This is a genomic window from Synechocystis salina LEGE 00031 (assembly GCF_015207985.1).
GTDB lineage: Bacteria > Cyanobacteriota > Cyanobacteriia > Cyanobacteriales > Microcystaceae > Synechocystis > Synechocystis salina.
Genome location: NZ_JADEVV010000019.1, coordinates 1 through 26,940 on the forward strand (window position 1 = coordinate 1; position 26,940 = coordinate 26,940).

The window sequence follows — 26,940 nt, forward strand, 5'->3', positions numbered from 1 at the left end:
TTTTTAAGGAAAATATCATTTCCCTAAAAACTCCGACATCCCTTTTTTTGCTTGCTTTTGAGAATGTAGATATATCTACTGTCTCCCCTCGCAAGTTCAGTCTTTTAAACATACTTCTCATGCTTGTCTGACTCTGGTCTAAGACCAAGCCTAACCAGATACTCACAAACTTAAATGTGTCTAACACTGGGTAGTCATCTTTAGGAAAATTAGATAGATGAGTTTTGACAATATGTCCAAAATTTGATATCATTGCTTCAATTATTTTAATATTTCTGCCCTTTATTCTATCATTTTAAAGGGCATTTTCCTTCTTTACAACTATCGTTCAACACTTCTGCAGGTACACATATCTTCATTGGACACGGGCGATCGCCTCTCTGGAGAGACCTCAAGGATTTTATTAGTGATCGATTGAAATTGCCTTGGGATGAATTTAATCGAGTTCCAATCGCTGGAATCACCAACACTACCCGTTTATCTCAGATGCTAGATAATGCAGCAATTGCATTATTGATAATGACTGCTGAAGATGAGCAAAGTGATGGTAAGCTCCGCGCAAGAATGAATGTCATACATGAAGCTGGTCTTTTTCAAGGACGTTTGGGCTTTACGCGCGCAATTATTCTTTTGGAAGAAGGCTGTGAGAACTTCTCAAACGTTGATGGACTTGGTTATATTAAGTTTCCATCCGGAAATATCAAAGCCTGTTTCGAGGAGATTCGTAGTGTTCTTGAACGCGAAGGATTAGTATGAACGCCATATAACATTCGTTTGGAGGGGACTATCAAAAGATTTAGTGCATTGCGAGAGTTCTTTGTAGCCGCTCAAGCGAACCGTTAGCATTACTGATAGCAAATATATGCAGAGAAACTGAGAAATTATATGAGAATTAAGAAGCTACAGCTAAAAAATGGGTACAAAAGATTTTTTAATCTTACTATAGATCTCGGTGACACACCTAAGCGTGTTGTCGCTCTGGTTGGGCCAAACGGTTGTGGGAAAAGCAGTGTATTAGATGGAATTTTATTCCATGCGAATGCACATGCTCAAATTGGGAACAAGGGAAACAAAGATTACCAATATCACTCAATGAACAGAACACCAAATTATAATTACAGCAATATAACTATAGAGTTTGATAAAGGTACATTTCAAGAAATAAGACAACAGAAGGTTGAAAGTGGCAAGGAAAATACAATTTTTTCATTCAGAAGTCCATATAGATACAACAGCACTCTAAACGTAACTGAGTCTAAAGCAACAACTGAAATTAGATTAAATAATTATGGAGCTACTACTGCCTCTGATTTAGACGATAAAATGGAAGAGAACTACCGACGTTTATATGTTAAATACGATAAGTACCTAAACGATCAAGATTGCCCTCCAAGTCAAGCTAAGGCAAAGATAATTGGTGATTTAAACTCATCCATCAAAGAATGTTTGGACTTAGAAATATCTAGCATTGGTAATATAGAGGCATCAAAAGGAACATTGTATTTTAAAAAGTTGGATCATCCTAATGAGTTTGAATTTAATGTTCTTTCTTCTGGCGAAAAAGAGGTAGTGGATATTCTCTTAGATCTCTATCTTAGACAAGATGAATATACTGATACGATATTTTTGTTAGATGAGCCTGAGCTCCATATAAATACAAATGTTCAAAAAAATCTGTTAATCGAAATTGACAAGCTGGTGGGGAAAGATTGCCAAATATGGTTAACAACACATAGCATTGGTTTCTTAAGAACATTGCAAGATAAATTCAGGGAAGAATGTCAAGTTATTCAGTTTAAGAGTTACTGCAAATTTGCATCGGAGTCATATTTATTAACACCAATGACAATGTCAAGAAGCAATTGGAAGGATATTTTTGAAATAGCTTTAGATGATATTGTTAACTTAATTAGTCCAAAACGAATTATTTATTGCGAAGGAAGAGATAGACCAGGTAATAGTGGGATAGAAAAAGGTCTTGACGCGCAGATATTTAATAATGTATTTGCGAATACGTATATTGATACATTATTTGTCTCAAGCGGCGGCAACACTGAGTTAGACCAAAGAAGTGAAATAGCAATAGCAATTCTTGGCAAAGTATTTTCCGATTTAGAGATTTTGGTACTTAAAGATAGAGATATGGCGTCAGGAAAAGACACCAATGAAAACGATAGAATTGTGTATCTAAAGACCAATCCCGATAATCACAGAGTTCTTAAAAGATGGGAGATTGAGAATTATCTGTATGACAAAGAGGTGCTTGTTAATTATTGTAAATCTAATCAACTGAATTTTGATCAAGAAACTTATGACAACTTTGTTTCTGATATTAATAATCAAAATCTAAAAGATCATACTAGCCAAATTAAAAATATATGCGGAATAAAAAACAGTATAAATCCTGAGAAATTCAAGCTTGAGCTTTCAAAGTATATTACTCAAGATATGGAAGTATACTCAGAATTAGAATCATGTGTTATTCGCCGCGAATAAAATATTGCACTAACAAAGCGCTCGTTCAGGCACAGGGCTTAAATATTAAGAACAAAAATCTATCCGTAGCTGATCGCCATCAAAAAAACTAGTCGAGCTAACAAGGCTTACATACATTACAGAGGTTTGCGAGCGCACCGCATAATGGATCTTTGCAAAGTCGCAAAAATATCTTTAAGTCAATAATGAAAAGGAAAGTCCGCCCGGCCAAAGCCCGGCTTTCTGTGGGGTTTAAATTTGATGGCACCATGGATTACCACCGTGCATTGAAGATGTAGTCGCTCAGCCTAGCGGATCTCTGCAAGGCCGCCAAATTTTACTAGGGGTTTAACTTAATCCATCTAACTTATCCAAAAGCCTTAAACCCTCAGTAACGTTACCCCGGGCCGCCATTAACCGAAAACGGTTATAAGCATCAAATTCAGTCAAAGCAATGGTTGAAAGCTCCTCAACTAACTTATTCACACTAATTCCCCTAGACTCCGCAAGCTGCTTAAGTCTGGAGTGTTTATCATCCGGCATCCGTATCGTTAAAGTACCCATGGTTTAACCTCTTAGTAAATGCTCTGGTTTCAAAATTGACAAGTGAGGAAAAATTAACTCTGTTCCTTGAAAATCTTTGACATTGTTGGTTGCAATATAGTGAGCATTACCAGAGATTGCTAACTCAATCAAATGATTATCTCCCTCATCTCTTAAATTGGGTCGCCACAGATAGTAAATATTAATCCACTCACAAACCGACATCAAAGCCTCTAGTAAACTAACAACCTCAGTCTGGCTCAAAACACATTGGTCAATAATCTCCTTACGTCCCATTACAGCTTCATACTCGGCAAATAAAGCATTTCCTATCAGTGGTTGATACCGCCCCAACAAACAATACCTAATCAGTTTCCGACTCGGCCCATCAGCACCAATCAGAGCACTCACAAAAACACTGGTGTCAATGACAATTCGATTATTCACAAAGCTAATGATAGCATATACACTGTCATTGTTGAATTTTTTTATCCAGCCATTGGGAGGCGATCGCCAAAAACTCTATCAAGTCTTAATTGTTCTGGTTAGCAACAAACCGATTAACCAGTTCAACATCAATGTCTAACTCCTTGGCAATTTCGGCAATTGTAAGGCCCAATTTCTTCAGCAGAGGTATGGTTTCTAGTTTCGCCTCCAGCCTACCTTCTAGTTTCCCCTCTAATTTTCCTTCCAACCGTCCAGTTTCCCGGCAATTTTACCTTCCTCTAAAATTTCTTGATAGACAGCAGATTCCTTCATAATTTCACTCCTTAAAATTGTCTTGATAATGTCAGGGGCCAGCAGAATTCCTGCAAAAAATGAGGTTGCTGCCATGAGATTTGCTTTAACTCGATTATCCTCAATCTGATCCAGCACAGTCGCCACTTCCCTCAATTTTAGTGCCGGGTCAGAGGTCTGCGTCAACACCCCTAGGGGCAATAGTCCTGGACTTTGGAGAAATGCTTCCGATAGCTGCTCCCAATTGTGGTAGAGTTTAGGCTATTGAAGGGGAGTAGCTTGGGCTATAAAAGCCCGTTATCTGAATCAACATACTGGTGATGAGCCTGGTTCAGATAGCAAATTAGTTTTCTGATTTGTCAGCGAGACCTTCACTGAGTCCACGGAAAGAGTGGGCTTGGTGGGGTCTTTCCAGATATCCGTCATGCCTACTCAATCCACTATTGGTTGGAGTAAAGCATGAATTTTTTGACGGGATTCACGTCCGGGCTATTGCTGATTACGCTTTCAGAGCTCGGCGACAAAACCTTTTTTATTGCCGCTATTTTGGCGATGCGGCACCCCCGACGATGGGTATTTATCGGGGCAACGGCGGCGTTGGCCACCATGACTTTGTTATCTGTTGGGATTGGCCAACTAACTTCTTTACTTCCCCAACACTATGTTCAAGCCATTGCTGTGGCTCTGTTTATTGGTTTTGGCTTAAAACTCCTCTACGATGCTAGCCGTATGTCTGGAAAAGAAGTCCTAGACGGAGAGCAAGCAGAAGCTCTAGAAGTGGTTAAACAACGAGAACAGGGTATCGTCCTCTGGTCTGCTAGAGCCATCGTAATGGAAGCATTTGCACTTACCTTCGTGGCCGAGTGGGGAGACCGCACTCAAATCGCTACTATTACCCTGGCTTCTTCTCACCATCCCTATGGAGTGCTTTTAGGAGCCATTATGGGCCATGCCATTTGCGCTGCTATCGCCGTGGCCTGCGGAAAACTCATTGCCGGTCATATTTCCGAAAGGCTACTGACTACCCTTGGCGGTGTACTATTCATTGTCTTTGGGATTATTACTGCCATAGAAAACTTTTGAACCGAACTATTTTGCTTTCTGAAACTATTCCTTTATCTTTCAATCCAGTCATTTAACCAATGATTAAGAAGAGAACACCATTCTATCCCTATCAACCTTTCTTACTCAGAATTTTGCATGGCCTTACGGGATTATGCCTGATTGCAGCCATTCTGACCGCCTATTGGACCTACGACACCTACGATGGACGCTGGGGCCGCATTCCTCTGCCCTCTTACCCTGATATTGAAGGCATCCATGGCACTTTTGGATTATGGACTTTGCTGATATTTCCAGCTTTTGTGATCTACGCTTTCCAACGGGGGCAACGGCGACTGGTACAATCCGATACCCTAAGTCAACTAACTTCGGTAGGTAAACCGATCTGGTGGTATAGCCTAAATCGCATCACTAATACCCTAGCTTTGTTAGGATTAACCTTTGCTTTATTCAGCGGCAAAATGATGGGCGAAACCTAGTTACCCAACGGGGAACTCCACCATGGCTGGTACTACGCCCACCTAATTTCGTGGTTGGTCATGGTGGGTGCAATATTGCTCCATCTGCTGATCAATGCCAGGGTAGGGGGCACACCGTTGCTACTTTCTATGCTGACCTGGAAGTTTCGTGATAAAGATAGCCCAGCTCTTTGGCCAAGTCATGTTGCCCAATGGTGGTCACAAATTCAACATGGAGCTTGGACAATGGAGTTTCAAACAGCGACGGCGATGCTCTACCTAGAAATTTTCATCTTGGTGAGCCTTGTTGCTGCCTGGATTATTCCTCTATTCAGGTAAAAGCTTCAGAGACTGGCAAGCTAAACGGACATGAAAAGGAAAATCTAATCGTTCTGCCAAGGCTATTTCAAGAGGGGTAACTTTACTACAGTTATCAATTCCTTCTAAAATCATCACTCGACAGGTAGAGCAATTACCCTGGCCTCCACAAACATCGGTGTGGGGCACATCCTCACTCAACAAATTTTCCAGAAAAGTCTTATTAGGATGAGCTTCAATGATTTTATTGTCGGGGAAACAGGTAATTTTAGTCATTACCCTTCAAGCCTCTTAAAGTGATTTATTGACAAATTTAAAGATCAAAAGTAAAGAAATCGTAAATAAGGTTTAGTTTCCTTAATCGAGGACAACGGGCAACAATACAATGAAGCAAGAACCTTTACCCAGTTCACTTTCCACTAAAATTTGACCTTGATGGTGTTGGACAATGCTTTGGGCGATCGCCAAACCTAAGCCTGTGCCAGATATTTGGGAAGATCTAGATTTTTCCACTCGCCAAAAACGATCAAAGACAAAAGGAATATATTCTTTTTTAATTCCTATACCCGTATCTTGGACAGTAACAATTGCCCATTCTTCTGAGGTTTTCAAGCTAATATTAATATCTCCTCCCGTCTCTGTATATTTAATGGCATTATCAATTAAATTAGTAAATAGCCTTTGTAACTGGAAAATATTACCGTTAACTAGGGGTTTAGTTAAACAATGGAGTTGCAGTTTAATCTTTTTTTTCTCAGCTTTGATTTCCCCAAAAGTAACTATATCTTCTAATAATTCTTCCAAGGGAATAACCGCAGTTTGCTGAGGCAGTAAATCTAAATCATTATCAGTACGAGCTAGAAAAAGCAAATCATCTATCAAACAACTCATTTGATTAGTGGCACTGACTATACTATTGATTTTTTCAATATCCTGGGGATGGATACGCTCTGGATGGGTTTGTAAGACTTCTACTGATGTTTTAATGGCTGTTAGGGGACTACGTAATTCATGGGAAGCGTCGCCCGTAAATTGTTTTAACTGCTCATAACTTTTAGCCAAAGGCTTTAAAGATTGTCGGGTTAACCACATACCGCCCACACTAATTAAGCCGAGAGTAATAAAAAAACCAATGGCAAATCCCCATGATAATTGTGATAAAAGTATGGTGATAGATTCCGTTGATTCCGTTACCCTGACATAGCCTTCGATATGCTTTGATTGAGGATTTTCCTGTTCATAAATAGTAATTATTAGAACTCGGATAGGAGGAGATTCGGGTAAAGTAATAAAACCAGGGGTAAAGTTGTTGATCTGAAAATTAATCTTTTTTCCTGAAGCTCCTAACAATTTTTGGCTGCCATCAAACCATTCAATAGTTTGGTTCGGTTGCTGTAATCCCTGCCAAGATAAATCCAAATCCCCATCTTCGTCTAAATAACGGTCGTGCCTAATGTCTGTATTGTTATTCTCTTCGATAATTTCCAGACTATGGGCTGCAGAATTAGCCAATAACTTTAGTTTTTGATCAAGTTGCTGATAAAGAATATGGGAAAAAAACTGATAAACTAAAAAGTTAGAAACAAAGTTAATGGCCATCATCACGGCTAAAAATGCCCCCAGTAATTGCCAGCGGAGACGCTGAAATTGAGGACTAAGACGAATATTAGATTTAGATAGATTTGAGGCGATAACCCAAGCCATAAATAGTCTCAATAAAATCCGGTGGTGCCCCAGCATTTCGTAGCTTTTTACGAAGATCCTTAATATGAACTTTAACGGTTTCTTCCCCTGGTGGATTTTCAAAAGACCAAAGCTGATCCATAATCATACTACGGCTTAAAACTCTCTGGGGTTTACGAACAAATAATTCTAAAATTTGATATTCTTTAGGAGTTAAATGTAATAAATTTTCACCATAAATTACTTCATAATTACTAGGATTTAAGCGAAGATTTGCCCATTCTAATACCGTTGGCAAAACCACGTCTCCTCGTCTTAATAAAGCCCGAATTCTAGCAGTTAATTCTGCTAAATCAAAGGGTTTAATTACATAATCATCTGCTCCGGCATCTAATCCCATAACCTTGTCATTACTACTGTCCCTAGCTGTTAACATTAAAACAGGCAACTGCATTCCGGCACAGCGTAGCCGTTGGCAAAGTTCAATTCCACTAAGTTTGGGCAACATTATATCTAACAAAATTAACCTATAATCAAAAGCTTGTAATAGTTCCCAGCCCATTTCTCCATCTGGGGCCAGATCAACCGTATATTGACAATCTTCCAGGGTTTCCTGTAGGGCAACAGCAATACGCTGATCATCTTCGACCAGTAAAATTTTCATCTATGGTAGTAATTGAATGAACTCACGATGTTAGATTAGCTGTAGAAATAAAACCTAGATAATACTATACATTGGAAATACGTTTACGAAAAATTCCAGTCATTTGAATTCCACTGATTAAAATTGCTATTAACCCTAAGCCAATAAGTAATATGTAAATCATCTGCAAAAATGAACCAAAATAACTACCTTGGTGAATATCCATGAGAATTTCTACTTTTTCCTTGGGGAGGTTAAACCAAGCTCGACCAATACGATAACCGATCCCTGTTATGGCACTTACTAATAATGGAGCAAATAATATTGGTGCTAAAAAACCATGAATAGACCGAGGATTTATCTTGCCGTGAATTAAATTCCCTAGGCGATTATTGCGCTTTTGGTTAAACATAATTATACCAGTGACAATTATCCCGATTAATCCTAAACCCACAAGTAAAATATAAACCGGCACTAATGGTTTACCTAAAAATTCTCCTTGATGAATGCCTAAAATAATGTCCTCAAACTCTTCTGATTCCTCTAAAAAAGTTTCTCCCACAACAAAGATCGTACCTGTTAACGCACTAAGTATCAGGGGCAGAAAAATTATTGGGGCAATGGTGCGGTGTAGTTTACGAAAGTTAATCTTGGCCATGGACTTTACCTAATAAATAATAAGATTAATTTCCCCTAATACTCATCCTTGGCTGACGGTAGGAGAACTGAATTTAATCTTTGTTATGGTTAAGATTATTGATAAACTGTAAAGAAAGGGTAAAGAATTCTCCAAACATAACTTACGAAAGTAAGGATTTGGTTAGATTTATCCGTTGTTCGGATGGAAAATTTTATGTCTATCATCTCCGATCGCCGTCAAAAGGTGGTGATTTTGGGGGCCGCTGGGCGGGATTTCCATAATTTCAATCAGGTTTACCGGGATAATCCTCAATACAAGGTTCTGGCCTTCACCGCCACCCAGATTGTGGGCATTGCCGATCGCCGTTATCCCCCAGATTTAGCCGGAGAACTTTACCCCCAGGGCATTCAAACCAGGGGAAACGGTGGTGAGAATGGCGGATATTGTCCTCATTCCTAAAACCGAAATGGCCACCACAGAACAGATTGCCCAGGTTAAAGCGTCCATTACCAAGTTGAATGCCACCGGCAAAATTATCCAGGGGCGATCGCCGTTACGGTTGGAACCGGCCATGGATTTACGGGGCAAACGGGTGATTGTGGTGGAGGATGGCCCGACGACAACCCACGGGGGCATGGGCTTTGGGGCTGGTTACCAAGCAGTGAAAGGGATTGAAGGTATTGACATAGTTGATCCCCGATCCTACGCCGTGCCGGAAATTGCCTCTATTTACGCTAAATTTCCCCATTTGACGAAAATTTTGCCCGCCATGGGTTATTTCCCCGCCCAATTGCAAGCATTGGCCGATACCTTAAACGCCGCCAATGTGGATGTGGTGGTGTCGGGAACCCCCAGCGATCTCGGTCGTTTGATCCAACTCAATAAACCCCTGGTGCGGATCTTTTACGATTATGCCGAAGTTGATGATCCTGGTTTAGGTGATCTCGTTGACGATTTTTTGGCCCAGCGTAATTTAGGGGGAAAAAGCCATGAATCTTCCTAAAGATACAAAGCCCATTGTCATTGTCCTGGGGGGAAACGCCTTATTACAAAGGGGTCAACCCCCCGAAGCGGAATTGCAGAAAAAGAATATTCACATAGCGTCCCTGGCGATCGCCAGTTGGTAACTCAATAAGTCTGAAGGTTGATATTCCCCCATTCCACAGGGTTTCCCAGTATAGCGGCGGGGAATGCTCAACTATCTTCACCAAACGAACAACCCTAAACCTTGCTTGCGGGGAACTCTACAGTGGTTGCCCCTTGTGCGCCGCACCATGCTAATCGGTAAATAGCGATCGCCAAATAACGGCGCTGGGGCATTTATTTTCGCTACGCTCTTTGTCCCCGACCGGGGTTGTTTTCTGTCCGCCGCTTCGATGACCCCGTTCTTTTTTGGGGGTTTTGCCCATGTCTGCTTTTCCTGTCGGTTCGGTTCGTGGTTCTGCTTTGGGTTCTGGTTGTTCCGGCTGGTTGGTTCGGCCTTCCGTTCGGGCCCAGTCCGGGTTGGTTTTGGTTGCTTCGTTCGGTTCTTTTGCCGGGGCTGGTCGTTTTGCCCGTCGTTGGTCTGGTCGGTTGGGTCGCTCTGTCTTCGTCCGGCGGGTTGGCCCTGGTTGGTCTGTCTCCGTCCCGGTTCTTGCCTAGTTTTCCCTGGGGGGCTTCGGCCTCCCTTTTTTTATGGTTCCTTGCTACAACAAAAATTACTAGGGGTTAACGGCGTGCAGCTTCGCTTTCCCCGAAGGGATAGACTGATGGCTTCCCTAGTTCTTTACATTTAGGTTCTAACTTGAATGGTGTAGAACAGCAATTAAAGCTTTTAGGAGTTTTCCCATGAATATTTCAGCTAAGTCTTTTCTAATATTGACGATCACTGCTGGTTTGGGATGGGGCGATACAACATTAGCCACCAATGCAAACCAGACCGTTGCTAATAATTCTGGGCAGAGTCAATACACCCTTGCTCAATTTTCTTCCCAGGACGTGGCCAGTCGAGACAATGATTCCCATGAAGGGCAAGAAGATCATGATGATGATAGCGACGATAAACAAGATAATGACGACTAGAACTATCTCTAAACCTTCATTAATCCAGCACCAGCAGGCAGACCATCACGCACCTCAGTTCTAAACTCTAACCCTATGTCGCGTCACGTTCCTTTGTTGCGATGAACCCGTTTTGGGTCGCCCTTGGGGGCGAGGACTAGAACAAGTTTTACTAGGGGTTAATGGCGATCGCCAAAAGTTTTTGTTGGTCACTGATGTCGGGAAAGTCCGCCCGGCTAAAGCCCGTCTTTCTGTGGGGTTTAGATTTTATAGCACCGTGGATTACCACCGTGCATTGGTAGTGTAGCCGATCGCTAAATTTTACTAGGGGTTAATGGTGATCGCCTAACAACAGAAAGTTTCTGTATAATCCTTAATTAGCCATCTCATCTACCTGACTTTGTTAGTACCAAAAGAATTTGGAACCAACTAACTGAATTAAAGGTCAAGTTACGCTTTACTGTTGCGCTAATCAAGCTGAATTAACGGTGGCTATAACTTCACCAATAGACTAATTTCGGAAAAAATATGAAAGAAGACTTTGGTTTCACGCACATTGCTCTATTTGCAAAAAATATTGACTTGAGCATTAGTTTTTACAACCGCTATGCAAATATGTCCGTAGTGCATGAGCGATTAGATAAAGATACCGGTAAACGAGTTGTTTGGCTGTCTGATAAAACTCGTCCTTTCGTTTTAGTGTTAGTCCAAGACGAAAATCCAACCCCCATCCTAGGCCCTTTTGCACACCTAGGCATTGCTTGCAAGGATAAGAGCGAAGTTGATTGCTTATGCGAACAAGCTAGACAGGAAGGAATATTGGCTAAAGATGCCACAGATTCTGGCTATCCTGTTGGTTATTGGGCTTTTATCAATGATCCTGATGGACACACCTTAGAAGTCTCCTATGGTCAAGAAATTGGATTAACCATTGATAAGCCCACTTAGGGCGCAGTGGCAAAGCTGGCGTTGAATCAAAGAAATTAGAAACTCCCACTGATCGCCAACAGTCTTTGCTGGAACCTAAAGAAAAAATAATTAATTTTGATAAAAATAATAAACTTTAATATCAAGAAAGGACGGACTGGATAAATTACTAAGAGTTCAATAGCGATCTCAATTGTAAAGAAGGCAAGTCAAAGAATATGATTCTCTGCTAACTTCAAATAAGTCTTCCTTTATCGTTCCAATTACCAAACATTTGATTGCGGGCAGTTTTGCTCACAAAATTCTGAAGTCGCCGCTCAAATTCTCTAGGATTTTTCCGCATTTCCTCAATGTATCCGATGCGTATTCGGCGATAGAGATCGGGGAATGCAAGGAAGTTAGACCAGGCATCAGATTCTGTTTTCATTACCTCAACAATATCTTTGGGAACTTCAAATTTGATGGTTAAATCAGGTAGTGTTGCAAATCCAGCATTAGTCATCATTCCTAGGCGAATCAGACGGCGAGCACGCTCCTTATTTAATTCTGTCCAGTTACTTCGTTTTTTCCGGGGAGTAAATCGTTGAGCACGCTCATGGGTTGAGAATCTTTTTTCTATACCATCGATCCAATCAAAACAAATAGCCTCTTCAACAGCGTCAAGGTAAGAAACAGTTGGACAATCAGGAAGCTCATCGAACAACAACCAAATTTCGCTGGTTGTAGCGTGATTTTGCTCAAGCCAAGAACGCCATACAGTTCTATTAATTGCTTTATAGGTTTTAGTGACCTCCATTGACCTCCGATGGTTTTATACATAATGGCTTAGGCTTCAGCTTATCCATACCCAAAGTTACTAAACAGCGGCCCCACCATGTGAGGGCAGAGATAGGCCTAAATAAATTACTAGGGGTTTACGGCGATCACCATTGTAAATAGTTCACCTGGAAGATTGCTTTAAATTTCAACGGTGTGGTGAAGATTTTAGTTGTTATATTCGATTGCCTATTGTGCAATTTTTAATAAATAACCTGAGTTCGGGATAAGGCAAGCCCTGAGATGGTTAAAGAAAAAAGGAGACAGATAAATTGGGATAGATGTTAATTAACCACCTCTGTCTCCCGCTGTGTCTAGTTTAGAAGAATTATTCTGTGCCGTAGATGATTTTTGCCAAAAATTTGAACCAAAGTGGCAATCAGAGTTATTGGGAACGGGTGTAAAAACCCGCAAACGCCCTCAGGGATTATGTTTGAGTGAGAAAATGACTCTATTGATTGCATTTCATCAACACCATTATCGAAACTTCAAGCATTTTTACCTGGACCATGTGTGTGTTTATTGGCGTGAATACTTCCCCGGATTGCCAAGTTATCAAAGATTTGTAGAATGGATGCCCTCTACCTTAGTGCCTTTATGTGTTTATCTCAAGCATTGTTTTGGGCAATGTACAGGCATTAGTTTTATCGATGCAACAAGTGTAAAAGTTTGCCACAATCGCCGTATATTTAGCCATAAAGTATTTGATAATTTGGCAGCAAGAGGGAAAACTTCGGTGGATTGGTTTTTCGGATTTAAGCTACATTTGGTTGTTAATGAAATGGGAAAGTTATTAAGCGTGCAAATTACTCCTGGCAACCTTGATGACCGAGTCCCAGTGCCAGATTTACTCCAATCATTATTTGGGAAAGTATTCGCTGATAGGGGCTATATTTCTAAGCCCTTAGCTCAAAAACTGTTGTCAGATTTTGGTATTGAATTCTTTGCTAAACATCGTCGTAACATGAAAAATCCTTTAATGCGCTTGACAGATAAATTATTATCCCGTAAACGTTTAATTATTGAGTCAATTATTGACCAACTCAAAAATATTTCTCAGATTGAGCACTCTCGTCATCGTAGTCCTATTAATTTTGGAGTTAATCTTCTCTGTGGCTTAATTGCGTACTGCCATCAACCCAAAAAGCCAGGACTTTCTCTTGAATGGGTTTTGCCTCCTGCTCTTTAACCCGAACTCACGTTATCAAGTAAGATTTAGGCCTCCGTCTGAAATCAAAATTTCGCCTGTAATATAGTGACTTGCAACCAGCATTGAAGCCATCTGTGCTATCTCTTCTGGCTGTGCCCCCCGCCCCATTGGAGATCGTTTTTCCCATAGCTTTCTTGCTGCTGTCCAATTTTTACTCATCGGGGTTTCAACTAAACCCGGTGCGATCGCATTTACGCGAATTAAAGGGGCAAGACTCAATGCAAGCAGCTTTGTCATGTGGTTTAGAGCAGCTTTACTTACAGAATAGGGGATTGAGGCTCCTTTCGGGCGAATACCAGCATGAGAACTAATATTGAGAATGCAGCTAGGACATTCACGACTAGATGACTGACGTAGAGCATTTTCAGCCTCTGCGATCAGAGTCCAAGGTGCAATGACATTGACTTCATACAGATCGCGCCAAATTTCGGGCGTCGCTTCCTTTAGGAATGTATGTGGAATTGTCGCGCTAATGCCCGCATTATTAACTAACACATCCAGCCTCCCATAATGCGATAATACTTTAGCAATCAGATCACAAGTTTGGCTTTGATCAGACAGATCAGCTTGAAAATAATATGCCCCAAGATGAGCTTCTACTAATGATTGCCCAACCAACACGGAAGACTTGGAATGAAAAGCAATCGTAAAACCATCTTTAGCAAGTTGCTCTGCGATCGCCATTCCGATGCCAGATGTCGAACCAGTGACAAGTGCAACTCTTTTTTCGCCTCTATCTTTGGTCATAATCCTATACTTTTCATTTTCTTTGAGTTTAATTCTGTCTAACCAGGCAATAGTAAATATATGGAAACCTTCGGCATTCCAATTTGACCACATCCCCGACCAATTGGCGATCGCCAAGCGTATCGGCACCAGTGGGCGCATACTGGTCTACCACTTTGGCTCGAAGCTACAGCTAGAGCGCCAAATAATTGCCCGGCTAGAGGTGCGTCTGCGCGAACAGCTCCAGTCACTACAAAACAAAAACACAGCCGTAGCTGATGCCAATACCATTGCTGAGTCATTGCTGGCGATGTGGAAGCAATTTACTACCCCAGAAATGCAGAGCTGGCTAAAGCTGACGATGGATCTCAACCTGCGGGCGATGCAGGGCGATACCGAAACTCAGCAGTTTCTGGATCGTGAAAACCAGCAGTGGATTGAGTCACTGACGACGCTGACGGGGGATGAAGCAGTGGCGCGATCGCTATTTCACCTCTTTCAGGGTGCTACTCTCGACTTTCTGACCACGGGCAATGCACAGCGAGGTGAGGAAAGCATCCAGTTATTTTTAACTACGATAGGCTGGAAAATCCGTATATCCCGTTGAATAGTCTCCCTCTGTCCCATTCCAAATTGTGGGATCGGGATCTGGAGCTAAAGCCCAGCCATTGGCAAAGCGTTGTACTAGATCTGGATTTGAAATATAGGGACGACCAAAGGCAATTAAGTCAGCGTTTCCGGCGGTGATCGCCTTTTCTGCGGTAGCTTGAGTATAACCGCAATTCCCCATTAAGGTTCCTGAATAAACTGCCCGAAAATCTGCCAAAGTTAACGGTTCTCCCAGGTCATGGAAACCAAATGCTAGACCATCTACAATATGCAAATAAGCCAAATTGTAGGCGTTTAAGCGTTGAGCAAAATAGGGAAAAGCTTCTCGATAATCGGGAGAACCCATGTCATTGTAAACGCCATTGGGAGATAGACGAACCCCCACCCGTTGGGATGGAAATACCGTTGAAACAGCTTCAGTGACTTCATGTAAAAAACGGAACCGATTTTCTAAACTGCCCCCATAGGCATCGGTGCGTTGATTGGTTTTAGACTGCAAGAACTGATCAATCAAATAACCATTGGCTCCGTGGATTTCTACTCCATCAAACCCGGCTTCCTTAGCCCGCACAGCAGCTTGGCGATAATCTTCTACGGTGGCAGTAATCTCTTGGACAGTTAATGGTCGGGGTATTTGATGGGGCTGTTTTCCATTCGGGGTATGGATATAGTCACCGTTAATGGCGATCGCCGAGGGAGCAACGGGTAAGCCTAAATGGGGATGAAAAGATTGATGGGAAGCACGGCCACAGTGCCACAGTTGTAGAAAGACTTTGGACTCGGCCTGGTGAATGGCCTCTACAATCGGTTTCCAGCCTGTTAGTTGGGTCTCGTTATAAATACCAGGGGTATGGTTCCAGCCATTGCCAATTTCAGAAATAACTGTGGCTTCGGTTAGCATCAAGCCTGCATTAGCCCGTTGACGATAATATTCCACCATTAAGGGCGTAGGAACCCGATCATCAGCGGTTCTAGCTCTGGTCATGGGAGCCAACACCACTCGATTTTTTAAGGACAGATCAGCAAGTTGGTATGTGTCAAATAAGGAAGGCATTTTAAAAGTCCCTAATGAGTTGAAATCAATAAACTAAATGACTATTCTTGTTGCTACAAATTTGTCATTCTCTGAATTACACTGCCTATAATTCTTGCCTGACCCATCGAAGTAGAACATTAGCACGACTAATGGACACCTTGGCCTTACGAAACTGGATAAAGCGGCGATCGCCACAAGCATTGCAACACTAGCCTCTCTTCTCCAATAGCCTCCTGTCCTAGGATCAAAAGCCTGCCGGATGCACTGAGGAATTCTCGCTGCCCAGCAAAGGAATTTTCCTTAGAATTATAGTTGAGCTGCAGTGGCTTGAGTTTGTGCCCAAAATGCATCCATTAATGGCTTACCCGCTTGCAGCAAAGAATTTACCACAGTAGATCCAGCGGTCTCAGGTCTACCAGCATCAAACGGCGGCTCAGGATCGTATTCCAACATCAGCTGCACCGTCCTGGCAACGGGTTCGCCGCAGAGTAGACTAAGTAACGTCAGCCCGAAATCAATGCCAGAGGTAACACCCGCCCCGGTCACTCGATTTCGATCAATCACCACCCGTTGGGGCACCACCTCTACTCCGAGCCTTGCCAACTGATCGCGAAAGGCCCAGTGACAGGTGGCTTTGTAACCTTTCAATAACCCCGCCACCGCCAAAATTAAGGAGCCTGTGCAAACACTGGCTACGTACTGGGCAGTTATGCTTTGCTGTTTTAAGAAATCTAGGCTTTCCGAATCCTTCATCACCTCGACCTGTCCCAGACCACCGCCTGGCACGCAAATTACATCCAGGGGTGGGCAATCAGCCATGGTAGTAGTAGATGTTAGGATTACCCCTTCGTTGCTGATAACCGGCCCAAAAGTTTTACCGACCAGATGAACGGTAGTCTGCGGCGGAAACGCCAATACCTGATGGGCCCCCATCACATCCAATTGCACCACACCGGGATAGATCAAAAAGCCAATTTGAATTTGAGTCATCGGGATATCATTGTCGAAATGCTGGTCACGTGGAACGATTATAGACAGCTCCCCCAGCCCTAGATAGTCCTCAGGTGGGTACAATTTCGGCAATGGTATGGTGAATTCTTTACATGCGCTATTTCAGGCAATTGCCACGGCTACTAGCGAGCAAACCCTACGTCATCGCTTGATGGATAGCATGGGTGACCATTTTAGGACAGAGCGTTGGGGCGTTTATCTACTGGATAATCACGACCATCTCGCTAGTGTGGACGTCATTGGCGTATCCGATAGCTTTGTCGAACGCTATGAACAAATGGGGCGAGCTGTCGATCCGGTCATGGGATATGTCATGGAAAACCATGCCCCGGCCCATGAGGAACTTGTACTTCCTGGGGGTGAATGGAAACAAAGTGCTCTCTACCAATACTGCTGCTCTGAGTATGACCATGAGCACATCATGACCGGGCCAATTGTCGGTCAGGGGCATCTGATTGGGACGATTCACTTTGCCCGGAAGACGGGAGCTCGAGCATTTGATGCCAAGAATTTAGCAGAACTAGGAGCAGTGTGCAGTCATGTTTCGGCCTGTCTAGCGGCGCTGCGGCGATCGTCGGCATATTTATTTCCAGACAATTTATTGGCAAAACGGCTCACACTCCGGGAGCGACAAATTGCCGATCTGGTGGCCAAAGGCTTGACAAATGCTGAAATTGGTACAGAACTGTGGATCACGCAAAACACCGTCAAGCAAGCTTTAAAGCGTATGTTTCGGAAGCTGGAAGTTTCAGCCCGAGCGGAATTGGTGGCAAAGTTGAGAAATTGACAGCGATTTTTATTAGGCTCTTTCGTCATTCTCGGCTTTGATGCTGGATCAGTAACGCCTCAATTAGCTGTTGGCCAGTTTTCAGCCGCTGTGGATCCTCAGACTGAGCTACCCAGGCCGCTAGTTCATTAAGCGACCCATTAACCAAATGGGCAAAGCCTTCCGCATCAACCACCTTGAGTTCCCTGTCAGCCACCACCATGTGGATCCACTCTTGGAGCAAGCTAAACCCATACTAGTCCATTTCAATGGTTAGTTTAGGAGACATAGTGATCGCAAGGGTAGAATATTTTCCTTTCTATGGCGTAACCCCTGATGAGAGGTAAAATCCGCCCAGCTAAAGCCCAGCTTTCTGTGGGGTCTATATTTGATGGCACCGTGAATTACCACCGTGCATTGAGAATGTAGGCAGTCTTTATAAGGGGTATAAAACAGTCATAAATATCGACGTAAAAGTTGATATACAACTACAATAGTCAATCCTATAAAAGCTCCAACTGGGCCAAAGAAAAAGATTGAGGTCATGGCTAATTCCAAGGGTTTGTCTTGAACATTAGTGGAGAAATTATTGACAATGAAGATTCCGGCCATAACACCAAGAGCATAGCCTGCTAATCCAGCAACTAATGCAATGACTATAAATTTGAGCATATTTTTAGTTTCATTTAACCCAAAGAAAAACAATTAGTTTTGATAAAAATAATAAACTTTAATATCAAGAAAGCAAGAATAAAGATGTGATTCCCGGCACTTTATGGTCGTCGTCCCTCCCTTTTTTTACTGCCTCCCCACCCCCCCGCCGGACGAGAGTTAACTATTGACACCCAAAGCTACTGACCGGCGGCCCCCCGAGTGGGGGCAAGAAAGCAAGAGGCGTTGTGGTCTAGTCGGTCAGAGCAATAAATACTTCACTCGACTACCTGCCCAAAGGCCGCAAGAGGGGGGGGACACCCCCTTCCCTAACCCTTCCCCCTTTTTGTAGTCCGGTCAAAGTCAGCGGTCACGGGTTGATTAGCCCGCAGGTCTTTTTTCGGAAAGCAAGAAAGATGAGCGGATTCGATGTTTTAATTTTTGATTCTAAGGAATCGAAGATCCGGAAATACCGTTTTTTTTTGCAACGAGGAATTTTATCATATTCGTCAAAATTTTTTGGTGTTATTCCATTTAAGGAAAAAATTTTATTTGGAATATGATTTTTGCTTTTCTTGGGCAAAAAAAAACTTAGTGGGGAATGGAAGAGAAAAAAGAGAGGAGAGAAAGGGTATATTGGTGTATTGAAAATAAAAGTAATTTGATGTATTAATTGTAGAAGAAAAAAATGATATAATATAAGAAAGTTTAAAAGGAAAAAAAGATGTTTAAAAAGTTAGGAGAAGTAGAAAAAGTAAAATTTAAAAATTGGTGTGTTGATAAAAATAATTTGATGGTTAAAGAGAAATGGTTTGGTAAAGAAATTAAAGAAGATAGGAAAATGGTATGGTTTGGGGTTGGAATTGAATTGGGAAAAAATGAAAAATTTGAAGGATTAGAAATAGATAATGGTTTGAAAAAAAGATGTTTGGAATTTTATGGAGAAGATTTTAATAGTTTATTATTAATGAGATATGGAGATGGAAGTAAATTAAATTTACATAGAGATAGAGATTGTTTTGATAAAAAAGTAATTATTGTAAATAGTGGGGTTTGTGTGTTTGAATATGATGGAGAAAGAAAAATATTAGAAGATGGAGGAATATATGAAATAGATGGTAAAAAAAGTCATGGAGTAGTAAAAGTAATTGGGGAAAGATATAGTTTAAGTATTAGAAAAGTTTTATAAAAAAGTTTGATTTTTTAGATCAATCACCCCCCGCTAGTAAAATTATACCACGCTATTTCCCGGCAAGGGTAAACTCCACCTTCACCCTCCTTCTAGTGGTTGCCCCTGCGGGGCATTTTTTATTGGTCGGTTCGGCCCTTGCCTTGACCCAAGCCTCATCTGCGGGATGGAGGGGCGTGGAGTTTCAATGGACAGGGGGGGGTCTGCCTTGTTTTGGGGGCTGGTCGGTGGGTGGCTCGGCCGCTCTGTCCTGGATTGCTTTTTGCATGGTTCCACGCTATAATGGGGGTTGTTGGTTGTTCCCCTGGGGGTTGCACTGTGTTGTCCGTTTCTGCCCTGTCGCCCTGCCTTGTTTCTCTGCTTTCTGCCTGCCCTGCCGTGGGGTTTTCCGGTTCCCGCTCTCTCTCCCCGTTGTCGGTTGCCGCTCTCCGTTCCCTTTCTGCTGCCGTTCTGCCTTCGGCCCGCGTTTTTGTTGGTTGTGCGGCTGGTGCCGATGCCGTTGCCCGGTCGCTTTTTCCTTCGGCCCAGGTTTTTTCTGTCAGTTCTGGTCGGTGGGGGGCTGGCCGTTCTGCCTTTGCCCGTCGGTCGGTTGCGGTGGTTTCTGCTGTTCTGTCTGCTGGTGGCCCGGCCGGTCTGTGGTGTTTCTTCCCTGCCGCCGGCTGTCCTGGTGGGTTGTTGCCTTCGGCCCGGTCTTCCCGTTGCTTTTGTGGGCTGGGGTCTGGCTCTTGGGCCTCTGCCGCCTTTGCCCTTGGGTCTGGCCTGCCGTTGCTGGCCTTCCTGCCGCCCGGTGTTTCTCCTCCTCCCGGCTGGGGCTTTGTCTCCCTGGGGGGTGGCTGGTGGGTGGCCCGCCCTGCCGCTGTCCAGTTGTCTCTTTTTGCCTAGCGTTCAGCCCCTGCCTGTTGGTGGGGGTTAATCATTGGTAGCAATAATTTCTAAAATCTTGTGGCGTAATATTTCCCGCCAGTTAGAGACAGCATAAAGTTTTTCTTTTTGTTCTGGGGTAATTCGTAACGAAATTTGAGCAGTACAAGGTACTTCTCTTTCAGTTTTGAATGCGTGCTTTTTTAAATCTGGATTACCACCAGGACGACCACGACCCATAAAAAATCCTTTGATAAATACGGCTCAAATATAGCACGGAACCACGCTATAAAGTTTTGTAAATTTTCTCAAAATAAAGTATTATTGCACGGAACCACGCTATAATAGATTTATAGGGCAAAACCCTAGACCACTCAACTACTTAGGAATTTTTATGACCATTCAAGAAGCAAAAGAGATCGCCGCAGTCTGTTCAATGATGCGAAGCGAATTACCCGATGGAATGTGGGAGGAAGTCAAGGAAGCAATTCTCGACTACCGGGAAGGCAAAGACGGTGAAGCTTTCGCAGAAGAACTAAGCGAAATTTGCAAAGACTGGGGGTTTTCAATCTAATGAAAGATTTAGAAAGCCTACGCAAAGAACTAGATAAGCTTGCACAACAAACTGAGCAAGAAGACCTGAAAAGGGAATTAGAAAGCTTAATTCAACAGATTCTCAAACATCGAGATTATTGCCCATTCTAAATAGTTACATAGCCCTCACCCTGGGGGCTTCGACCACTCTACTACTTAAGGATTTTTATGATTATCAAATTGTGTGAACTGTCCAATCCATCCCTAGCCTTAGCCGTATCCCGTCAAATGGGGGGAAAATCTGAATTATTGCAACACTATAAAGACGTTGTCAATCATGGTGCAGATTCTGGATTTAATGGCTTTATTTATTATTCAGAAACCGTTAAATTTTGGCGCAATAATAAGAAATTAATCCTAGAATCCTTAAGCCAATTAGCGGATGATTTAGGAGAAAATGTAATCAATATGGTCAGAAACTTTAACTGCATTAAGGGTGATTTTTCAACAGATGAAATTGGGAAAGCTCTATATGGCAGTTACCGTGAAGAATTCGACTTAATTTATAACTGCTTAGCCTGGTATGCACTGGAAACAGTTTGTCAGGAAATGGAAGCCCTAAGTTAAAATCTCGCGACCTCAGCACGTCCTGAAAAGGCTGACCACTCTTCTACTTAAGGATTTTTTACCATGCACCACGACACCAAAGAAGCGATCGCCCGTTGCCTTTATTTCATCGACCGGGAAAACAAAACCCAAGAAAACCCCATCATTGCCGTAATTGAGAAGGCCCTAGAATTTGCCAAAAATGAGGTTATTTTTTCAGACCCCTACGACCTATTAGCTCAGATTGAAAGCGTACTGACTGAGGAAGAATTGGCCAACGACGACCGTTATTATTCCCGCCAGGAAACGGAAGACTACCACCGCAATTGGTTACATTTCTAAGCCCCTAGTAAAATCCCTGGCCCCCCTGGGGGCCTCCACCACTCTACTACTTAAGGAAAATGATTATGTACTTTGACCGTTTCGACATTGCAGAGGCTTGGTTTATTTATCTCTCAGAAAACCATTCTGGCCAGAATTGCCCCCTATATCTTCGATTATGCCAACTGCAAAAATGGTTTAAGCCTAGCCCATTGTTAAACCGCTCCCGACTGAATGAAAATGCCCAAGCTATTCTAGAAAATTTGGAAGAAAATTAATGAAAGAAGAAACATTTTCAAGAGAATTAGCAAAAATTCTCAAAATTCACTGGACTAAAGAATTTCACCTTGAATTTATCAAAATCTCAGAGGAAATTATCAATGACAATATGGAACAGCAAAAACGGCCCAATCGCAGTTGATGATATGACAGAAGCCCACGCTAAGAATGTCTTAAAAATGTTGATCCGAAACAACATGATCAAGCGACCGGAACGACAAGTCCTAGAAATGCCCCAAGAGGTTAAAGACGAACTTTTAGCAAAGATGATTGAACGTGAAGAATCTCAATGGGGATATTAACCCCTAGTAAAATCTTTGGCCCCCCTGGGGGCTTTCACCACTCTACTACTTAAGGAACATTTATCATGACAACTACCACTAAAAGCACCAGCAAAACCCCTAAACTTTGGGAACTGTCCGACGAAATTACCAATCTTGAAGACCAGATCTCAGAAGTTCAAGACCGGGAAGATTTAAGCGAATCTGAAAAAGACCTATTAATGGGAGAAATCCTAGAAACTTGGTTATTGACTGGCAAAGAATTTGATGCTAAAGCCTGTAATGTTGCCGCTTACATCAAGCACCTAGAAGCAATTACAGAAGCTCGTAAAAATGAATACCGACGCTTACGAGATTTAGCAGAACAATCAGAAAATCAATCCCAACGCCTACGCAATTACCTTGTTAGCAATATGCAGAAATTAGGTAAAAAGAAAGTTAGTGGAGTATCAGTCAATTTATCGCTACGAAAAAAGCCAGCAAAGGTTATTCTCAATTGCCCATTGGAAGACTTACCAGCGGCGTTTATGAAAGTCGAAATTAGCCCCCGTCTATCGGAACTGAAAAAACACGTTCAGGCTAACCCAGATTGTTCTTTTGCCCAATTAGCCGATGTTGAGGAGTATTCAGTGATGATCAAGTAAACCCAAAGACCTGGGCAAGTCTAAAACTGCCCAAAAAGAAAGTGATCTCCCTTAGGGCGACCACTCTTCTACTTAAGATCTTCAGGATAACAAATCATGCTCCTTAACGAAATTCTCGAAAACCTACGCCAACCCATTGCCCCCCAGTTCATTAGCCAGAAAAAAACCTACAAAAACAAAAAACCAACTGGTTCCGTTGATTTTGTAGCCTGGTATGATCTAGCGGACTTGCTCGACGACCTTTGTGGCCTGGAGGGTTGGGAATGGTTAATCATTGACACCCAACAAATTGGCGATCGCCTAACCCTCACTGGCTCCCTGACGATCCATGGGGATGACCGCAGTTTGACCAGGCAGGCCACCGGCACCGAAGACATTGATTGTAGTAGCTACGGCGATCCAAGCTCCAATGCAGAAGCCATGGCCCTAAGAAGATGTTGCGCCAAGTTTGGTCTTGGCCGTGACCTGTGGAGAAGAGAAAAACCCCAGCCCCTCAAGATGGGACAACGACGAGAACCAGAGAAACAGACAGTTTTCCCCAGGCACCATCTCGCGGGAGGAATGGCTTAAGAGAAAAGCGGGAAAGGGCTAAATGATAGCCACTGTAGAAGCAGGAAAATTAGGCCGCTATTTTTTGACGACTCGGTGACAACTCTCCCAATCTCTGGCCAGTGAGGATCAACAAAGTGGAAAGCTCTGAGCTACCAAGAGATCTAATAAAACTACCCATATCAACGCCACCAGCGAGAGATAAATAATACTCATCGGCGAACCCTGGCGAGAGGCGATCTGCGGCCTCCACTAAACCCTTAAACATTTCAAGGGTGGGGCTTTTCTTACCTGTAAAGACTTCAGAGAGATAAGAAGCATTACGGCCAGCTTCTAAAGCAAGAACCTTGGTTTGGATTCTGTGGCTTTTAAGCTTGCCCTGAAAAACTTCTAAAAAATCTCTATTCATTTTTTTAGCCAACCTAAGATAACATGTAACACAGCAATAGCCGCTTTTTTATGGCTATACTCAATTTAACACATTTTAGGGGAAGCAATAGCCCCAATGACCTTTCTACAATTACTGAGGCTACGGTTATTATGGCATTTTTCGATGAACTGACAAGGCCCGCAACAGCAGAACTATCAATGGATAAGTCATCTTACCGAGGTCTGAGGTTGTACAAAATAGCAAGCTTTACAGCGATCGCCACGTCAAAGGAGTGGGCAATTTAGGCCAAAGAGAGCAAAAACTCGAAATACTCCAGAGATTCGCCTATGGATTACATTGACCGAATTTATGAGTTTTTGTATACCAAAGCACTTTCTTCCCCTAGCCGTTCAGGTAAACAGTATCTAATTTATTTAGCATAGGCTTATTTTAAGCCTTTATACCTGCAACTAGATACTTTCAGAACTTAATTGCATCAATCAGATCAGCGCTTTATCTCCGTAAATCCAGGCAAATCAGCTTCAAATTTGCCAAAAACGGCGCAATGCTGAAAACCAAATTGCAATTTAGGAACTTGCTTTCACAATTTTTATCCTTTACAAAAATAAAAAAGGCGGAGGGTCTTAAGCACCCAACGCCCCAAAGAAATATCAAAATATGACCCAATTCTACAAGCTAACGACGGATACTGCCGCAGAACTCTTAGCCGCTAAACTACCCCGTTCAAGCTGGGAGCTATGGACATGGGCAACTACCCTCGATCCGTTTGGAGATCGCCGGGTAAGAATAACCTGGGAAATAGCCAAAGAAGCCATAGGAATCAGTAGAACGACTTTTTACCGTGCCCTAGCCCAATTGACTGATGCAGGCTTACTGATTTCTGAGCGGGTTTTTGGGTTTTGGATTAGTCCCAAAAATGGGAATCCAGTCCCAGAAATAGAAATCGAGTCCCAAAAATGCGTCTCTGAGTCTCAAAAATGGGACTCCACTATATATACAGACTTACAGACTTTCTCATACTCTCCAGACTGGAAGAGCGAGGAAAAAGAGAAAATTCCAGATCCGGAAATAAATACAAATGGACGAAGTAATGGAATTAAGCCAAAAATCCCAGAAAAACCAGCTACGGCAGAAGTTAACCAAAACTTATCTGCAAAACCTGTAGGTCAAGGAGAAGAAAAATATTCCGCCGCCCGTCGTACCAAAAAACGCACTAGTAAAAACCAACGCTTTGATTGGCTGCCCCAGGGCCCCTGGAACATTGAGGGCAAGCTAGACCCCAACTTCCGCGATTGGTTGGCGAAGAACTGGCTGAAACGATATGGCGGAGACTTCCACGATAAGCAAGCGGATGTGTTGGCCCATTTCAAGAAAGACCCCGCTAATCTGCCCATTCGCTGGGAGCAATATCAGAAAGAATTTGTCCATCGGGTAGAGAATACCCAAATGCGCCTCGCCAATGGCTGTCAAATCCCCGAAGACCAGCAACGGAACCTAATCACCCATCAGCGGGCTGTGACGGCGGTTCTACCCCCAGAAATGAATCCGGTGGCTGTGGTGGAACCCACAATTGCACCGGTGCTTATGCCTGGTGTGGAGGAAATTACTAGGGGTTTGGAAAGTGTCGAACCTGTGGCGGACTTATCCCCTAGTAAAAATCTTGAGGAAGCTGAGCTGGCCCCCACGGAAATCCCTTCCCTGATTGTTGCTCCTGAGTGTGAACCTTCTCCCTGGGAAAGTGACTGCCCTACTGAGGAACCCCAAGAAGTTACTGGGGATGTGTTTGTGTCAGCGGTGAGTGTTGAAACCCCTCCCGAAAATTCTTCCCCGACTCCTGATTCTGAATACACCATCCTTCCCGACGGCACTCGACTAAAAGTTTTCCAACGCCAGCAAAAATCCGAGCCTGTGGCCCCAGAGCAAGCCCAAGCATTCCGGCAAATGATGCAGGGTTTGCTCAAGGGTTTTGGTGGTAAGCGGGAAGTTTGCCCCAAACCCCAGTCCGAACTGGAACGACTCAATCAATGGCTTTTTGACCCTGCTCTACGAGAGGAAGCAATTCACTATGCCCGGCGATCGCCAAGTTACAAATATTGCCCCGACACTGACCAAATTATCCACTGCGAGGAGTTCTAGCCATGGAACCCTTAAACACCTTGACCTTTTTGCCGGATGTGGCGGATTCACCCTGGCCGCAGAACAAACCGGAGGAAAAGTGGCAACAACTCAGTTTGTTGAAATCGACCCCGACTGTCATACCATTTTGTCCCACCACTGGCCCCACATCCCTATCCACGCCGACATCAGGGACTACTACCCAAGCCCAGGGCAATTTGACCTTGTTACCGCTGGTTTCCCCTGCACCGGCACCAGTGGAGCTGGAACCAAAACAGGCCTCCACCATCCCGAATCAGCCCTCTTTCGGGAAGTGTTACGCATCATTGCCCAGTGCCATCCCCAATTTGTCGTCATTGAGCAACCCCTGGGAGTTATCCATCGAGGCCTTAGAGCAATCCTTGGCGGACTCCGAATGGTTGGTTATCAAAGCGAAATTGAGATTATCTCGGCGCAGGAGCTTGGAGCGGGGCACCGCAGGGAAAGATTGTTTGTTGTTTCCTACCCCTACGGCCTGTTTGGGCACCTACCGTCAAGCTGGGTCGAACAAATTGGAGCAATGGTTGAGGAGCAACGGGCTAATTCCCAATGGCTCACAGTTGAGCGCAACCGCCTATGCCCTGATTCAGGGTTATCCTTCTCACTGGTTTCAGGCCTTGGCCCCCAATTCTGCATTGTCCCCACCGGAACCCCCGGCAGAATTAAAGCTCGCAAGCTGGCCGGCAGAACCGTCACCCCAGGACAAGCCAGTATTCCCCTCAAGCGAATCCTCTATCTCCATTCCCTTATCCCCTAGTAAAAATTCTGAGCGAAAATCC

General features: G+C 43.3%; 41 protein-coding genes and 4 pseudogenes. 27 read left to right on the plus strand and 18 right to left on the minus strand.

Annotated elements, in window-relative coordinates:
* Window positions 1-253, minus strand: a pseudogene (locus IQ217_RS08145) (IS4 family transposase); the annotation flags it as partial.
* Between the two features lie 104 nt (window positions 254-357).
* Between IQ217_RS08145 and IQ217_RS08150 the strand changes: the two are divergent.
* A complete protein-coding gene (locus tag IQ217_RS08150; RefSeq protein ID WP_338117492.1) occupies window positions 358-756 on the plus strand; it encodes a TIR domain-containing protein in 399 nt (132 codons plus the stop codon).
* Window positions 757-885: 129 nt separating this feature from the next.
* On the plus strand, window positions 886-2,496 hold the full coding sequence (locus tag IQ217_RS08155) for an AAA family ATPase (protein ID WP_194019564.1): 1,611 nt from the start codon (window positions 886-888) through the stop codon (window positions 2,494-2,496).
* A gap of 327 nt (window positions 2,497-2,823) precedes the next feature.
* On the opposite strand, the gene IQ217_RS08160 is transcribed toward IQ217_RS08155, so the two are convergent.
* The 4 genes and pseudogenes from IQ217_RS08160 to IQ217_RS18880 form a co-directional block, all read right to left on the minus strand.
* A complete protein-coding gene (locus tag IQ217_RS08160; RefSeq protein ID WP_338116586.1) occupies window positions 2,824-2,961 on the minus strand; it encodes a hypothetical protein in 138 nt (45 codons plus the stop codon).
* A 24-nt stretch (window positions 2,962-2,985) separates the two neighbouring features.
* Window positions 2,986-3,039 (minus strand): annotated as a pseudogene (locus IQ217_RS19385) (toxin-antitoxin system HicB family antitoxin); the annotation flags it as partial.
* A gap of 3 nt (window positions 3,040-3,042) precedes the next feature.
* Window positions 3,043-3,465, minus strand: a complete 423-nt coding sequence (locus IQ217_RS08165; protein WP_190599852.1) for a putative toxin-antitoxin system toxin component, PIN family — start codon at window positions 3,463-3,465, stop codon at window positions 3,043-3,045.
* 85 nt (window positions 3,466-3,550) lie between these two features.
* Window positions 3,551-3,999: pseudogene (locus tag IQ217_RS18880) on the minus strand (Rpn family recombination-promoting nuclease/putative transposase); the annotation flags it as partial.
* Window positions 4,000-4,215: 216 nt separating this feature from the next.
* Between IQ217_RS18880 and IQ217_RS08175 the strand changes: the two are divergent.
* Genes IQ217_RS08175 through IQ217_RS18890 form a run of 3 tightly spaced genes read left to right on the plus strand, consistent with a single transcriptional unit; the run spans window position 4,216 to window position 5,615 of the window.
* The gene (locus IQ217_RS08175) at window positions 4,216-4,839 is read left to right on the plus strand and encodes a TMEM165/GDT1 family protein (RefSeq protein ID WP_194019566.1); all 624 of its coding nucleotides are present in this window, start codon (window positions 4,216-4,218) and stop codon (window positions 4,837-4,839) included.
* A gap of 59 nt (window positions 4,840-4,898) precedes the next feature.
* The gene (locus IQ217_RS18885) at window positions 4,899-5,297 is read left to right on the plus strand and encodes a cytochrome b/b6 domain-containing protein (RefSeq protein ID WP_228024315.1); all 399 of its coding nucleotides are present in this window, start codon (window positions 4,899-4,901) and stop codon (window positions 5,295-5,297) included.
* A 60-nt stretch (window positions 5,298-5,357) separates the two neighbouring features.
* Window positions 5,358-5,615, plus strand: a complete 258-nt coding sequence (locus tag IQ217_RS18890; RefSeq protein ID WP_228024314.1) for a hypothetical protein — start codon at window positions 5,358-5,360, stop codon at window positions 5,613-5,615.
* Here IQ217_RS18890 and IQ217_RS08185 read toward each other — a convergent pair.
* From IQ217_RS08185 to IQ217_RS08200, 4 genes are all read right to left on the minus strand, one after another.
* On the minus strand, window positions 5,604-5,870 hold the full coding sequence (locus IQ217_RS08185; protein WP_194019567.1) for a 2Fe-2S iron-sulfur cluster-binding protein: 267 nt from the start codon (window positions 5,868-5,870) through the stop codon (window positions 5,604-5,606). The genes IQ217_RS18890 and IQ217_RS08185 overlap by 12 nt on opposite strands.
* Before the next feature lie 81 nt (window positions 5,871-5,951).
* The gene (locus IQ217_RS08190; RefSeq protein WP_194019568.1) at window positions 5,952-7,298 is read right to left on the minus strand and encodes a sensor histidine kinase; all 1,347 of its coding nucleotides are present in this window, start codon (window positions 7,296-7,298) and stop codon (window positions 5,952-5,954) included.
* A complete protein-coding gene (locus IQ217_RS08195) occupies window positions 7,267-7,941 on the minus strand; it encodes a response regulator transcription factor (protein ID WP_194019569.1) in 675 nt (224 codons plus the stop codon). The genes IQ217_RS08190 and IQ217_RS08195 overlap by 32 nt, the downstream gene beginning before the upstream one ends.
* 64 nt (window positions 7,942-8,005) lie before the next feature.
* On the minus strand, window positions 8,006-8,578 hold the full coding sequence (locus tag IQ217_RS08200; RefSeq protein WP_194019570.1) for a PepSY domain-containing protein: 573 nt from the start codon (window positions 8,576-8,578) through the stop codon (window positions 8,006-8,008).
* 195 nt (window positions 8,579-8,773) lie between these two features.
* On the opposite strand from IQ217_RS08200, the gene IQ217_RS18895 reads away from it, so the two are divergent.
* The 3 genes and pseudogenes from IQ217_RS18895 to IQ217_RS08210 all read left to right on the plus strand — a co-directional run.
* The gene (locus IQ217_RS18895) at window positions 8,774-9,019 is read left to right on the plus strand and encodes a hypothetical protein (RefSeq protein ID WP_228025736.1); all 246 of its coding nucleotides are present in this window, start codon (window positions 8,774-8,776) and stop codon (window positions 9,017-9,019) included.
* Window positions 8,994-9,563 (plus strand): hypothetical protein, encoded by a 570-nt coding sequence (locus IQ217_RS08205; protein WP_228024301.1) that lies wholly within the window; start codon window positions 8,994-8,996, stop codon window positions 9,561-9,563. The genes IQ217_RS18895 and IQ217_RS08205 overlap by 26 nt, the downstream gene beginning before the upstream one ends.
* Window positions 9,550-9,678, plus strand: a pseudogene (locus IQ217_RS08210) (carbamate kinase); the annotation flags it as partial. The gene IQ217_RS08205 and the pseudogene IQ217_RS08210, both read left to right, overlap by 14 nt.
* A 159-nt stretch (window positions 9,679-9,837) precedes the next feature.
* Here IQ217_RS08210 and IQ217_RS19215 read toward each other — a convergent pair.
* Window positions 9,838-9,969 carry a hypothetical protein gene (locus tag IQ217_RS19215; protein WP_265583627.1) on the minus strand — a complete coding sequence of 44 codons (132 nt, stop codon included), beginning with the start codon at window positions 9,967-9,969 and terminating at the stop codon, window positions 9,838-9,840.
* Here IQ217_RS19215 and IQ217_RS08215 point away from each other — a divergent pair.
* The 4 genes from IQ217_RS08215 to IQ217_RS08230 all read left to right on the plus strand — a co-directional run bounded on the left by IQ217_RS08215 (window position 9,968) and on the right by IQ217_RS08230 (window position 11,548).
* Window positions 9,968-10,201, plus strand: a complete 234-nt coding sequence (locus IQ217_RS08215) for a hypothetical protein (RefSeq protein ID WP_194019571.1) — start codon at window positions 9,968-9,970, stop codon at window positions 10,199-10,201. The genes IQ217_RS19215 and IQ217_RS08215 overlap by 2 nt on opposite strands.
* 186 nt (window positions 10,202-10,387) lie before the next feature.
* Window positions 10,388-10,621: a hypothetical protein gene (locus tag IQ217_RS08220; protein ID WP_194019572.1), complete on the plus strand. Its 234-nt coding sequence runs from the start codon at window positions 10,388-10,390 to the stop codon at window positions 10,619-10,621.
* Window positions 10,622-10,733: 112 nt separating this feature from the next.
* Window positions 10,734-10,907 carry a hypothetical protein gene (locus IQ217_RS08225; protein ID WP_194019573.1) on the plus strand — a complete coding sequence of 58 codons (174 nt, stop codon included), beginning with the start codon at window positions 10,734-10,736 and terminating at the stop codon, window positions 10,905-10,907.
* Between the two features lie 221 nt (window positions 10,908-11,128).
* The gene (locus IQ217_RS08230) at window positions 11,129-11,548 is read left to right on the plus strand and encodes a VOC family protein (protein ID WP_194019574.1); all 420 of its coding nucleotides are present in this window, start codon (window positions 11,129-11,131) and stop codon (window positions 11,546-11,548) included.
* 214 nt (window positions 11,549-11,762) lie between these two features.
* Here the strand turns inward: IQ217_RS08230 and IQ217_RS08235 are convergent, their stop codons facing one another.
* Window positions 11,763-12,323 carry a YdeI/OmpD-associated family protein gene (locus IQ217_RS08235; RefSeq protein WP_194019575.1) on the minus strand — a complete coding sequence of 187 codons (561 nt, stop codon included), beginning with the start codon at window positions 12,321-12,323 and terminating at the stop codon, window positions 11,763-11,765.
* A 330-nt stretch (window positions 12,324-12,653) separates the two neighbouring features.
* Here IQ217_RS08235 and IQ217_RS08240 point away from each other — a divergent pair, with 330 nt between their 5' ends.
* Window positions 12,654-13,532 carry an IS982 family transposase gene (locus tag IQ217_RS08240; protein ID WP_194019576.1) on the plus strand — a complete coding sequence of 293 codons (879 nt, stop codon included), beginning with the start codon at window positions 12,654-12,656 and terminating at the stop codon, window positions 13,530-13,532.
* Window positions 13,533-13,547: 15 nt separating this feature from the next.
* On the opposite strand, the gene IQ217_RS08245 is transcribed toward IQ217_RS08240, so the two are convergent.
* Window positions 13,548-14,417, minus strand: coding sequence for an SDR family NAD(P)-dependent oxidoreductase (locus IQ217_RS08245; RefSeq protein ID WP_228025739.1), 870 nt, complete (start codon window positions 14,415-14,417; stop codon window positions 13,548-13,550).
* Between IQ217_RS08245 and IQ217_RS08250 the strand changes: the two genes are divergently transcribed.
* Window positions 14,404-14,886: a TetR/AcrR family transcriptional regulator gene (locus IQ217_RS08250; RefSeq protein ID WP_194019577.1), complete on the plus strand. Its 483-nt coding sequence runs from the start codon at window positions 14,404-14,406 to the stop codon at window positions 14,884-14,886. The genes IQ217_RS08245 and IQ217_RS08250 overlap by 14 nt on opposite strands.
* On the opposite strand, the gene IQ217_RS08255 is transcribed toward IQ217_RS08250, so the two are convergent.
* Entirely contained in the window at window positions 14,848-15,942 is a 1,095-nt protein-coding gene (locus tag IQ217_RS08255) for an alkene reductase (RefSeq protein WP_194019578.1), read from the minus strand. The two genes, IQ217_RS08250 and IQ217_RS08255, sit on opposite strands and share 39 nt — an antisense overlap.
* Before the next feature lie 288 nt (window positions 15,943-16,230).
* A complete protein-coding gene (locus tag IQ217_RS08260; RefSeq protein WP_194019579.1) occupies window positions 16,231-16,914 on the minus strand; it encodes a DJ-1/PfpI family protein in 684 nt (227 codons plus the stop codon).
* 97 nt (window positions 16,915-17,011) lie between these two features.
* On the opposite strand from IQ217_RS08260, the gene IQ217_RS08265 reads away from it, so the two are divergent.
* Window positions 17,012-17,722, plus strand: coding sequence for a LuxR C-terminal-related transcriptional regulator (locus tag IQ217_RS08265; protein WP_194019580.1), 711 nt, complete (start codon window positions 17,012-17,014; stop codon window positions 17,720-17,722).
* A 25-nt stretch (window positions 17,723-17,747) separates the two neighbouring features.
* On the opposite strand, the gene IQ217_RS08270 is transcribed toward IQ217_RS08265, so the two are convergent.
* Complete coding sequence (locus IQ217_RS08270) at window positions 17,748-17,945, minus strand: hypothetical protein (RefSeq protein ID WP_194019581.1); 198 nt, start codon at window positions 17,943-17,945, stop codon at window positions 17,748-17,750.
* 212 nt (window positions 17,946-18,157) lie between these two features.
* Window positions 18,158-18,373, minus strand: a complete 216-nt coding sequence (locus IQ217_RS08275) for a hypothetical protein (RefSeq protein WP_194019582.1) — start codon at window positions 18,371-18,373, stop codon at window positions 18,158-18,160.
* A 703-nt stretch (window positions 18,374-19,076) separates the two neighbouring features.
* Between IQ217_RS08275 and IQ217_RS08280 the strand changes: the two genes are divergently transcribed.
* Window positions 19,077-19,541, plus strand: coding sequence for a 2OG-Fe(II) oxygenase family protein (locus tag IQ217_RS08280; protein WP_194019583.1), 465 nt, complete (start codon window positions 19,077-19,079; stop codon window positions 19,539-19,541).
* Window positions 19,542-19,859: 318 nt separating this feature from the next.
* Window positions 19,860-20,423, plus strand: a complete 564-nt coding sequence (locus tag IQ217_RS08285; protein ID WP_338117491.1) for a hypothetical protein — start codon at window positions 19,860-19,862, stop codon at window positions 20,421-20,423.
* Between the two features lie 27 nt (window positions 20,424-20,450).
* Here IQ217_RS08285 and IQ217_RS08290 read toward each other — a convergent pair whose 3' ends face one another.
* Entirely contained in the window at window positions 20,451-20,642 is a 192-nt protein-coding gene (locus IQ217_RS08290; RefSeq protein ID WP_194019584.1) for a hypothetical protein, read from the minus strand.
* Between the two features lie 154 nt (window positions 20,643-20,796).
* On the opposite strand from IQ217_RS08290, the gene IQ217_RS08295 reads away from it, so the two are divergent.
* From IQ217_RS08295 to IQ217_RS08325, 8 genes are all read left to right on the plus strand, one after another.
* On the plus strand, window positions 20,797-20,976 hold the full coding sequence (locus IQ217_RS08295; RefSeq protein ID WP_194019585.1) for a hypothetical protein: 180 nt from the start codon (window positions 20,797-20,799) through the stop codon (window positions 20,974-20,976).
* Entirely contained in the window at window positions 20,976-21,107 is a 132-nt protein-coding gene (locus IQ217_RS19220; RefSeq protein ID WP_255414290.1) for a hypothetical protein, read from the plus strand. Before IQ217_RS08295 ends, IQ217_RS19220 begins: the two co-directional genes overlap by 1 nt.
* 57 nt (window positions 21,108-21,164) lie before the next feature.
* Window positions 21,165-21,563, plus strand: a complete 399-nt coding sequence (locus IQ217_RS08300) for a DUF7222 domain-containing protein (RefSeq protein WP_194019586.1) — start codon at window positions 21,165-21,167, stop codon at window positions 21,561-21,563.
* Window positions 21,564-21,626: 63 nt separating this feature from the next.
* On the plus strand, window positions 21,627-21,884 hold the full coding sequence (locus IQ217_RS08305) for a hypothetical protein (RefSeq protein ID WP_190599836.1): 258 nt from the start codon (window positions 21,627-21,629) through the stop codon (window positions 21,882-21,884).
* A 65-nt stretch (window positions 21,885-21,949) separates the two neighbouring features.
* The gene (locus IQ217_RS08310; RefSeq protein ID WP_011153846.1) at window positions 21,950-22,141 is read left to right on the plus strand and encodes a hypothetical protein; all 192 of its coding nucleotides are present in this window, start codon (window positions 21,950-21,952) and stop codon (window positions 22,139-22,141) included.
* Window positions 22,142-22,243: 102 nt separating this feature from the next.
* Entirely contained in the window at window positions 22,244-22,444 is a 201-nt protein-coding gene (locus tag IQ217_RS08315) for a hypothetical protein (protein WP_194019587.1), read from the plus strand.
* 65 nt (window positions 22,445-22,509) lie between these two features.
* Window positions 22,510-23,067 (plus strand): siphovirus Gp157 family protein, encoded by a 558-nt coding sequence (locus tag IQ217_RS08320; protein ID WP_194019588.1) that lies wholly within the window; start codon window positions 22,510-22,512, stop codon window positions 23,065-23,067.
* Window positions 23,068-23,163: 96 nt separating this feature from the next.
* Window positions 23,164-23,637: a Rad52/Rad22 family DNA repair protein gene (locus IQ217_RS08325; protein WP_228024304.1), complete on the plus strand. Its 474-nt coding sequence runs from the start codon at window positions 23,164-23,166 to the stop codon at window positions 23,635-23,637.
* A gap of 49 nt (window positions 23,638-23,686) precedes the next feature.
* Here IQ217_RS08325 and IQ217_RS08330 read toward each other — a convergent pair whose 3' ends face one another.
* Entirely contained in the window at window positions 23,687-24,025 is a 339-nt protein-coding gene (locus IQ217_RS08330) for a hypothetical protein (protein WP_190599832.1), read from the minus strand.
* Between the two features lie 639 nt (window positions 24,026-24,664).
* Between IQ217_RS08330 and IQ217_RS08335 the strand changes: the two genes are divergently transcribed.
* Both IQ217_RS08335 and IQ217_RS08340 read left to right on the plus strand, forming a co-directional pair.
* Window positions 24,665-26,143, plus strand: coding sequence for a helix-turn-helix domain-containing protein (locus IQ217_RS08335; protein WP_194019589.1), 1,479 nt, complete (start codon window positions 24,665-24,667; stop codon window positions 26,141-26,143).
* Window positions 26,073-26,918, plus strand: a complete 846-nt coding sequence (locus tag IQ217_RS08340) for a DNA cytosine methyltransferase (protein ID WP_194019590.1) — start codon at window positions 26,073-26,075, stop codon at window positions 26,916-26,918. The genes IQ217_RS08335 and IQ217_RS08340 overlap by 71 nt, the downstream gene beginning before the upstream one ends.
* Window positions 26,919-26,940: the final 22 nt, after the last annotated feature.